We start from the raw sequence: 6742 nt of genomic DNA, 5'->3' as shown, positions 1-6742 counted from the left end.
CATAAGGAGCAACTCCTAATTTCGGTCCCATATAAAGAGAGGAACCAAGCGTAAAAAGAAGCAAACCAATAACAGTATCAGCTACAATTACTAAAAAAGTGATTTTTTCGGGGAAAAGCTGCTCATATACTTGCGTAAAGAACTGGATTTCAAATCCCACTAAAATCATATTGACAAAAGTTCCAATTCCAATTTTTTTGCGATCAAGCCACAAAATCAGTAAGAAGATTACAAAGTTAACTGCTAGCTGATAAACTCCTAAGCCTAGCCCTAGCTTGTTAGAAATCCCTGTATTAATCGCAGTAAATGGATCAAGTCCTACATTACCACCACGAAGGAAAGTAGCACCAATTGATAAAACCGTCACGCCCATAATCGACATCAAAGTTTTCAGGGCGATATTTCCGAAATTAAGTTTCTTTTTCAAAAAAAGACCCCCTTTGTTTTAATAATTATATCAAAGGAAGTCTAAAAAAATAATTAATATACTTTTTGAGTAAAATAAAAAGGATTCACTACTGTGAATCCTTATCTTGTAGAGCGGAAGACGGGATTCGAACCCGCGACCCCCACCATGGCAAGGTGATGTTCTACCACTGAACTACTTCCGCAAAAATATGAATGCCGATTATACGATTTGAACGTACGACCCCCTGTTTACAAGACAGATGCTCTACCAACTGAGCTAAATCGGCATATTGTCAATGTTTGGTTTGGCAAACCAATACGGGTGGTGGGACTTGAACCCACACGTCCGAAAACACTAGAACCTAAATCTAGCGCGTCTGCCAATTCCGCCACACCCGCGATATTAGGGCCAATGAGCTGTGAGGGACTTGAACCCTCGACCCACGGATTAAAAGTCCGTTGCTCTACCAACTGAGCTAACAACTCAGGATATGGAGGATACAGGGCTCGAACCTGTGACCTCCTGCTTGTAAGGCAGATGCTCTCCCAGCTGAGCTAATCCTCCATGTGCGCGGCGGCTACCTACCCTCGCAGGCAGTTTCCCACCAACTACTCTCGGCGTGAAGAAGCTTAACTTCTGTGTTCGGCATGGGTACAGGTGTATCCTTCTTGCTATCGCCACCGCACTCTCTTTTGAGCTTACTCGCTCAAAACTGAATTTCAACCAACAAAAAACCTTCGCTTTGGTCAAGTTCTCGACTGATTAGTACTGGTCCGCTCCATAGATCACTCTACTTCCACTCCCAGCCTATCTACCTCATAGTCTCTGAGGTGTCTTATTGCTTTCGCAAAGGAAATCTCATCTCGAGGGGGGCTTCGCACTTAGATGCTTTCAGCGCTTATCCCGTCCATACATAGCTACCCAGCGATGCCCTTGGCAGAACAACTGGTACACCAGCGGTATGTCCATCCCGGTCCTCTCGTACTAAGGACAGCTCCTCTCAAATTTCCTACGCCCACGACGGATAGGGACCGAACTGTCTCACGACGTTCTGAACCCAGCTCGCGTGCCGCTTTAATGGGCGAACAGCCCAACCCTTGGGACCGACTTCAGCCCCAGGATGCGACGAGCCGACATCGAGGTGCCAAACCTCCCCGTCGATGTGAACTCTTGGGGGAGATAAGCCTGTTATCCCCAGGGTAGCTTTTATCCGTTGAGTGATGGCCCTTCCATACGGTACCACCAGATCACTAAGCCCGACTTTCGTCCCTGCTCGACTTGTAGGTCTCGCAGTCAAGCTCCCTTATACCTTTACACTCTGCGAATGATTTCCAACCATTCTGAGGGAACCTTTGGGCGCCTCCGTTACACTTTAGGAGGCGACCGCCCCAGTCAAACTGCCCACCTGACACTGTCCCTGGTCACGCTTAGCGACCTAGGTTAGAGCATCCATCAAACAAGGGTAGTATCCCAACAGCGCCTCCAGTAAGACTAGCGTCCTACTTTCTCTGGCTCCTACCTATCCTGTACATGTTTAACAGATACTCAATATCAAGCTACAGTAAAGCTCCATGGGGTCTTTCCGTCCTGTCGCGGGTAACCCGCATCTTCACGGGTATTATAATTTCACCGAGTCTCTCGTTGAGACAGTGCCCAAATCATTACACCTTTCGTGCAGGTCGGAACTTACCCGACAAGGAATTTCGCTACCTTAGGACCGTTATAGTTACGGCCGCCGTTTACTGGGGCTTCAATTCAAACCTTCGCTTACGCTAAGCTCTCCTCTTAACCTTCCAGCACCGGGCAGGTGTCAGCACCTATACGTCATCTTACGATTTTGCAGATACCTGTGTTTTTGATAAACAGTTGTTTGGGCCTATTCACTGCGGCTGATCCGGAGATCAGCACCCCTTCTCCCGAAGTTACGGGGTCATTTTGCCGAGTTCCTTAACGAGAGTTCTCTCGCTCACCTGAGGATTCTCTCCTCGACTACCTGTGTCGGTTTGCGGTACGGGTAATATCTCTCTGGCTAGAAGCTTTTCTCGGCAGTGTGACATCATGACCTTCGCTACTTTATTTCGCTCCGCATCACGCCTCAGCCTTTTAGAAGCAAGCATTTGACTCACCTCAAGCCTTGACGCTTACACATGATTCCAGTTACATGCGCCATTAGCCTACTGCGTCCCTCCATTGCTCTTAACGATTAATATTAGTACAGGAATCTCAACCTGTTGTCCATCGGCTACGCCTCTCGGCCTTACCTTAGGTCCCGACTTACCCTGGGCGGACGAGCCTGCCCCAGGAAACCTTAGTCTTTCGGCGGATAGGATTCTCACCTATCTTTCGCTACTCATACCGGCATTCTCACTTCTAAGCGCTCCATCTATCCTCTCGATTAGACTTCGCCGCACTTAGAACGCTCTCCTACCACGTGCATTCGCACATCCACAGTTTCGGTACTATGCTTAGCCCCGGTAAATTTTCGGCGCAGCGCCACTCGACTAGTGAGCTATTACGCACTCTTTGAATGATGGCTGCTTCTAAGCCAACGTCCTAGTTGTCTACGCAACTCCACATCCTTTTCCACTTAGCATAGATTTGGGGACCTTAACTGGTGATCTGGGCTGTTTCCCTTTCGACTACGGATCTTATCACTCGCAGTCTGACTCCCGCGTATAGATATATGGAATTCGGAGTTTATCTGGATTCAGTAACCCCTGACGGGCCCCTAGTCCAAACAGTGCTCTACCTCCATTATCCTCTCTCGCGAGGCTAGCCCTAAAGCTATTTCGGAGAGAACCAGCTATCTCCAAGTTCGTTTGGAATTTCACCGCTACCCACACCTCATCCCCGCAATTTTTAACTTACGTGGGTTCGGTCCTCCAGCCAGTTTTACCTAGCCTTCAACCTGGACATGGGTAGGTCACTTGGTTTCGGGTCTACGTCAAGTAACTGCTCGCCCTATTCAGACTCGCTTTCGCTGCGGCTCCGACTTTTCTGTCTTAACCTTGCTACTTAACGTAACTCGCCGGTTCATTCTACAAAAGGCACGCCATTACACTTTAATGTGCTTTGACTACTTGTAGGCACACGGTTTCAGGTTCTCTTTCACTCCCCTTCCGGGGTTCTTTTCACCTTTCCCTCACGGTACTGGTTCACTATCGGTCACTAGTTAGTATTTAGCCTTGCGAGATGGTCCTCGCTGCTTCAACCGGGATTCCTCGTGTCCCGGCCTACTCAGGATCCTACTAGAGCTTCGAGCTATTTCGCTTACGGGGCTCTCACCCTCTCTGGCGTCTTTTCCCAAAGACTTCAACTATACCTCTCTGTCTCATTTTGTAGTCCTACAACCCCAATGAATAAATTCACTGGTTTGGGCTCTTTCCCTTTCGCTCGCCGCTACTTAGGAAATCGATTTTTCTTTCTCTTCCTGCAGCTACTTAGATGTTTCAGTTCACTGCGTCTTCCTTTAAATACCTTAACAGTATTTAATGATGCATCTCTGCACCGGGTTCCCCCATTCGGATATCTACGGGTCTTAGCTTACTTACGGCTCTCCGTAGCCTTTCGTGGTTCGTCACGTCCTTCTTCGGCTTCTAGTGCCCAGGCATTCACCGTGCGCCCTTCTCTTCTTGACCTATTACCTAGATCTCTCTTCTCGGTTCGCTTTCACAATCTGTTCAATGATTGTCTCGGTTTTTTCTTGGTTGTTATTCAGTTTTCAACGTGCAATGTCTGAGAGTTACTACTCTCAAAACTAAACAAAGTTTCTTTAGTGTGCTTCCGTACTCAGTGCCTTCTTTTAGTATCTCTACTCTCCAGCACCTTGCTTCCTTAGAAAGGAGGTGATCCAGCCGCAGGTTCTCCTACGGCTACCTTGTTACGACTTCACCCTAATCATCTGTCCCACCTTAGGCGGCTGGCTCCAAAGGTTACCTCACCGACTTTGGGTGTTACAAACTCTCATGGTGTGACGGGCGGTGTGTACAAGGCCCGGGAACGTATTCACCGCGGCGTGCTGATCCGCGATTACTAGCGATTCCAGCTTCGTGTAGGCGAGTTGCAGCCTACAGTCCGAACTGAGAACAGCTTTAAGAGATCCGCTTGCCTTCACAGGTTCGCTTCTCGTTGTACTGCCCATTGTAGCACGTGTGTAGCCCAGGTCATAAGGGGCATGATGACTTGACGTCATCCCCACCTTCCTCCGGTTTGTCACCGGCAGTCTCAATAGAGTGCCCAACTTAATGCTGGCAACTATTAACAAGGGTTGCGCTCGTTGCGGGACTTAACCCAACATCTCACGACACGAGCTGACGACAGCCATGCACCACCTGTCTCTTTGTCCCCGAAGGGAAAACCTAATCTCTTAGGTGGTCAAAGGATGTCAAGACCTGGTAAGGTTCTTCGCGTTGCTTCGAATTAAACCACATGCTCCACCGCTTGTGCGGGCCCCCGTCAATTCCTTTGAGTTTCAACCTTGCGGTCGTACTCCCCAGGCGGAGTGCTTAATGCGTTAGCTGCAGCACTGAGAGGCGGAAACCTCCCAACACTTAGCACTCATCGTTTACGGCATGGACTACCAGGGTATCTAATCCTGTTCGCTACCCATGCTTTCGAGCCTCAGCGTCAGTTACAGACCAGAGAGCCGCCTTCGCCACTGGTGTTCTTCCATATATCTACGCATTCCACCGCTACACATGGAGTTCCACTCTCCTCTTCTGCACTCAAGATTGACAGTTTCTGATGCAGTTCTTCGGTTGAGCCGAAGGCTTTCACATCAGACTTATCAATCCGCCTGCGCTCGCTTTACGCCCAATAAATCCGGACAACGCTTGCCACCTACGTATTACCGCGGCTGCTGGCACGTAGTTAGCCGTGACTTTCTGGTTGATTACCGTCAAATAAAGGCCAGTTACTACCTCTATCCTTCTTCACCAACAACAGAGCTTTACGATCCGAAAACCTTCTTCACTCACGCGGCGTTGCTCCATCAGACTTGCGTCCATTGTGGAAGATTCCCTACTGCTGCCTCCCGTAGGAGTTTGGGCCGTGTCTCAGTCCCAATGTGGCCGATCAGTCTCTCAACTCGGCTATGCATCATCGCCTTGGTAAGCCGTTACCTTACCAACTAGCTAATGCATCGCAGGTCCATCCTTTAGCGACAGCTTACGCCGCCTTTTAAACTTCTTTCATGCGAAAGTAGCTTTTATCCGGTATTAGCATCTGTTTCCAAATGGTATCCCAGACTTAAGGGCAGGTTACCCACGCGTTACTCACCCATCCGCCGCTAGCTTGTATCTATGTCCATTCCGAAGAATTTCAATAGGCAAGCTCGCTCGACTTGCATGTATTAGGCACGCCGCCAGCGTTCGTCCTGAGCCAGGATCAAACTCTCATTTTGAATTAAAATGAGCTCTTAGCTCAATCAGATTTTTTGATTTGTTATCTCAAATTTATTGCTTAACGAATTGACTTCGCTTTTGTTTGGGTTGTTACACCCGCACACTTTAGCGAAACTTTGTTCAGTTTTCAAAGTACTAACTCCGGCCACTTAAGTGGCCTCTGTTATTGTATCAGAAGCATTTTTCTTTGTCAAGAACTTTTTTCTGATATTTTGTAATTTATTTATCCTCGCTGGTCATCTCTGACTCACGACAATTAAATATATTACCATCTCTCAACCTTATAGTCAAGAACTTTTTTAAATTTATTTTTTGTCGTTTGTCTTACTGACTCGCGACAAGTAATTATATTACCTGATTCATTTCAGAATTGCAAGAACTTTTTATTCTTTTTTGAAATGAATTTTGTCATCGAGGCATTGCCTCAACACGACTTTATCTAAGATACAGGATTATTTTGATTTTGGCAAGCTTTTTTTTTGCTTTTTTTTAAAAATACTATATCCAATCACAATAATCGCGATGACTTAATTAATTTACACTATTTTTTCCTTTTTGGCAATAGTTTTTTTAAAAGAAAAGTGTCTGGGAAAAAGTAGATTTCAGGTTAGCTTTCGATAAATTCTAAAAATAAAAACGTTGATATATCAAGGTTTATAAAACCAAGATAATCAACGTTTTTTGTAATTTAAGAGTTTTTTCCCAGACTCTTTTCTTGTTTTATTCTGGATAATAGGTATCCTAAGATGAATGCAAAGATAAATGTTGCTGTTAAGAAATCCAAAACATTACCAGCGTAAAAAGCAGAAATTATTAATGATGTTGTTGACATTAGTAAAACAGAATTTTCAAAATTTCTATATGCTTTTTTTATTAACCAGTTAATTCCACAATATGCTAGTACAACTAAGTAAAGCCCAGTGAAGAGAAT

General features: G+C 46.2%; 2 protein-coding genes, 5 tRNA genes and 3 rRNA genes. All 10 read right to left on the bottom strand.

Annotated features, from left to right (window positions below):
* Positions 1-427, bottom strand: a 427-nt coding sequence (locus QP794_RS33030) for a DUF6198 family protein (protein ID WP_483311980.1), incomplete at its 3' end; no start/stop codon positions are given.
* A 112-nt stretch (positions 428-539) separates the two neighbouring features.
* Positions 540-611: transfer RNA gene (locus QP794_RS33025), tRNA-Gly, on the bottom strand.
* An 11-nt stretch (positions 612-622) separates the two neighbouring features.
* A tRNA-Thr gene (locus tag QP794_RS33020) sits at positions 623-695 on the bottom strand.
* A gap of 30 nt (positions 696-725) precedes the next feature.
* A tRNA-Leu gene (locus QP794_RS33015) sits at positions 726-807 on the bottom strand.
* 14 nt (positions 808-821) lie between these two features.
* A tRNA-Lys gene (locus QP794_RS33010) sits at positions 822-894 on the bottom strand.
* A gap of 6 nt (positions 895-900) precedes the next feature.
* Positions 901-973 (bottom strand) — tRNA-Val (locus QP794_RS33005).
* A gap of 4 nt (positions 974-977) precedes the next feature.
* A 5S ribosomal RNA gene (rrf, locus tag QP794_RS33000) occupies positions 978-1094 on the bottom strand.
* Between the two features lie 57 nt (positions 1095-1151).
* Positions 1152-4047, bottom strand: a 23S ribosomal RNA gene (locus QP794_RS32995).
* A 200-nt stretch (positions 4048-4247) separates the two neighbouring features.
* Positions 4248-5810 (bottom strand): 16S ribosomal RNA (locus QP794_RS32990).
* The 16S, 23S and 5S rRNA genes sit together here with 5 tRNA genes alongside, the layout of an rRNA operon.
* A gap of 689 nt (positions 5811-6499) precedes the next feature.
* Positions 6500-6742 (bottom strand): O-antigen ligase family protein (locus QP794_RS32985; RefSeq protein WP_285080846.1); only part of this gene is annotated, 243 nt, incomplete at its 5' end.

The organism is Paenibacillus sp. UMB7766-LJ446, assembly GCF_030226665.1.
Taxonomy (GTDB): domain Bacteria; phylum Bacillota; class Bacilli; order Paenibacillales; family Paenibacillaceae; genus Paenibacillus; species Paenibacillus vandeheii.
This window is presented reverse-complemented; position numbering and strand designations above follow the sequence as displayed.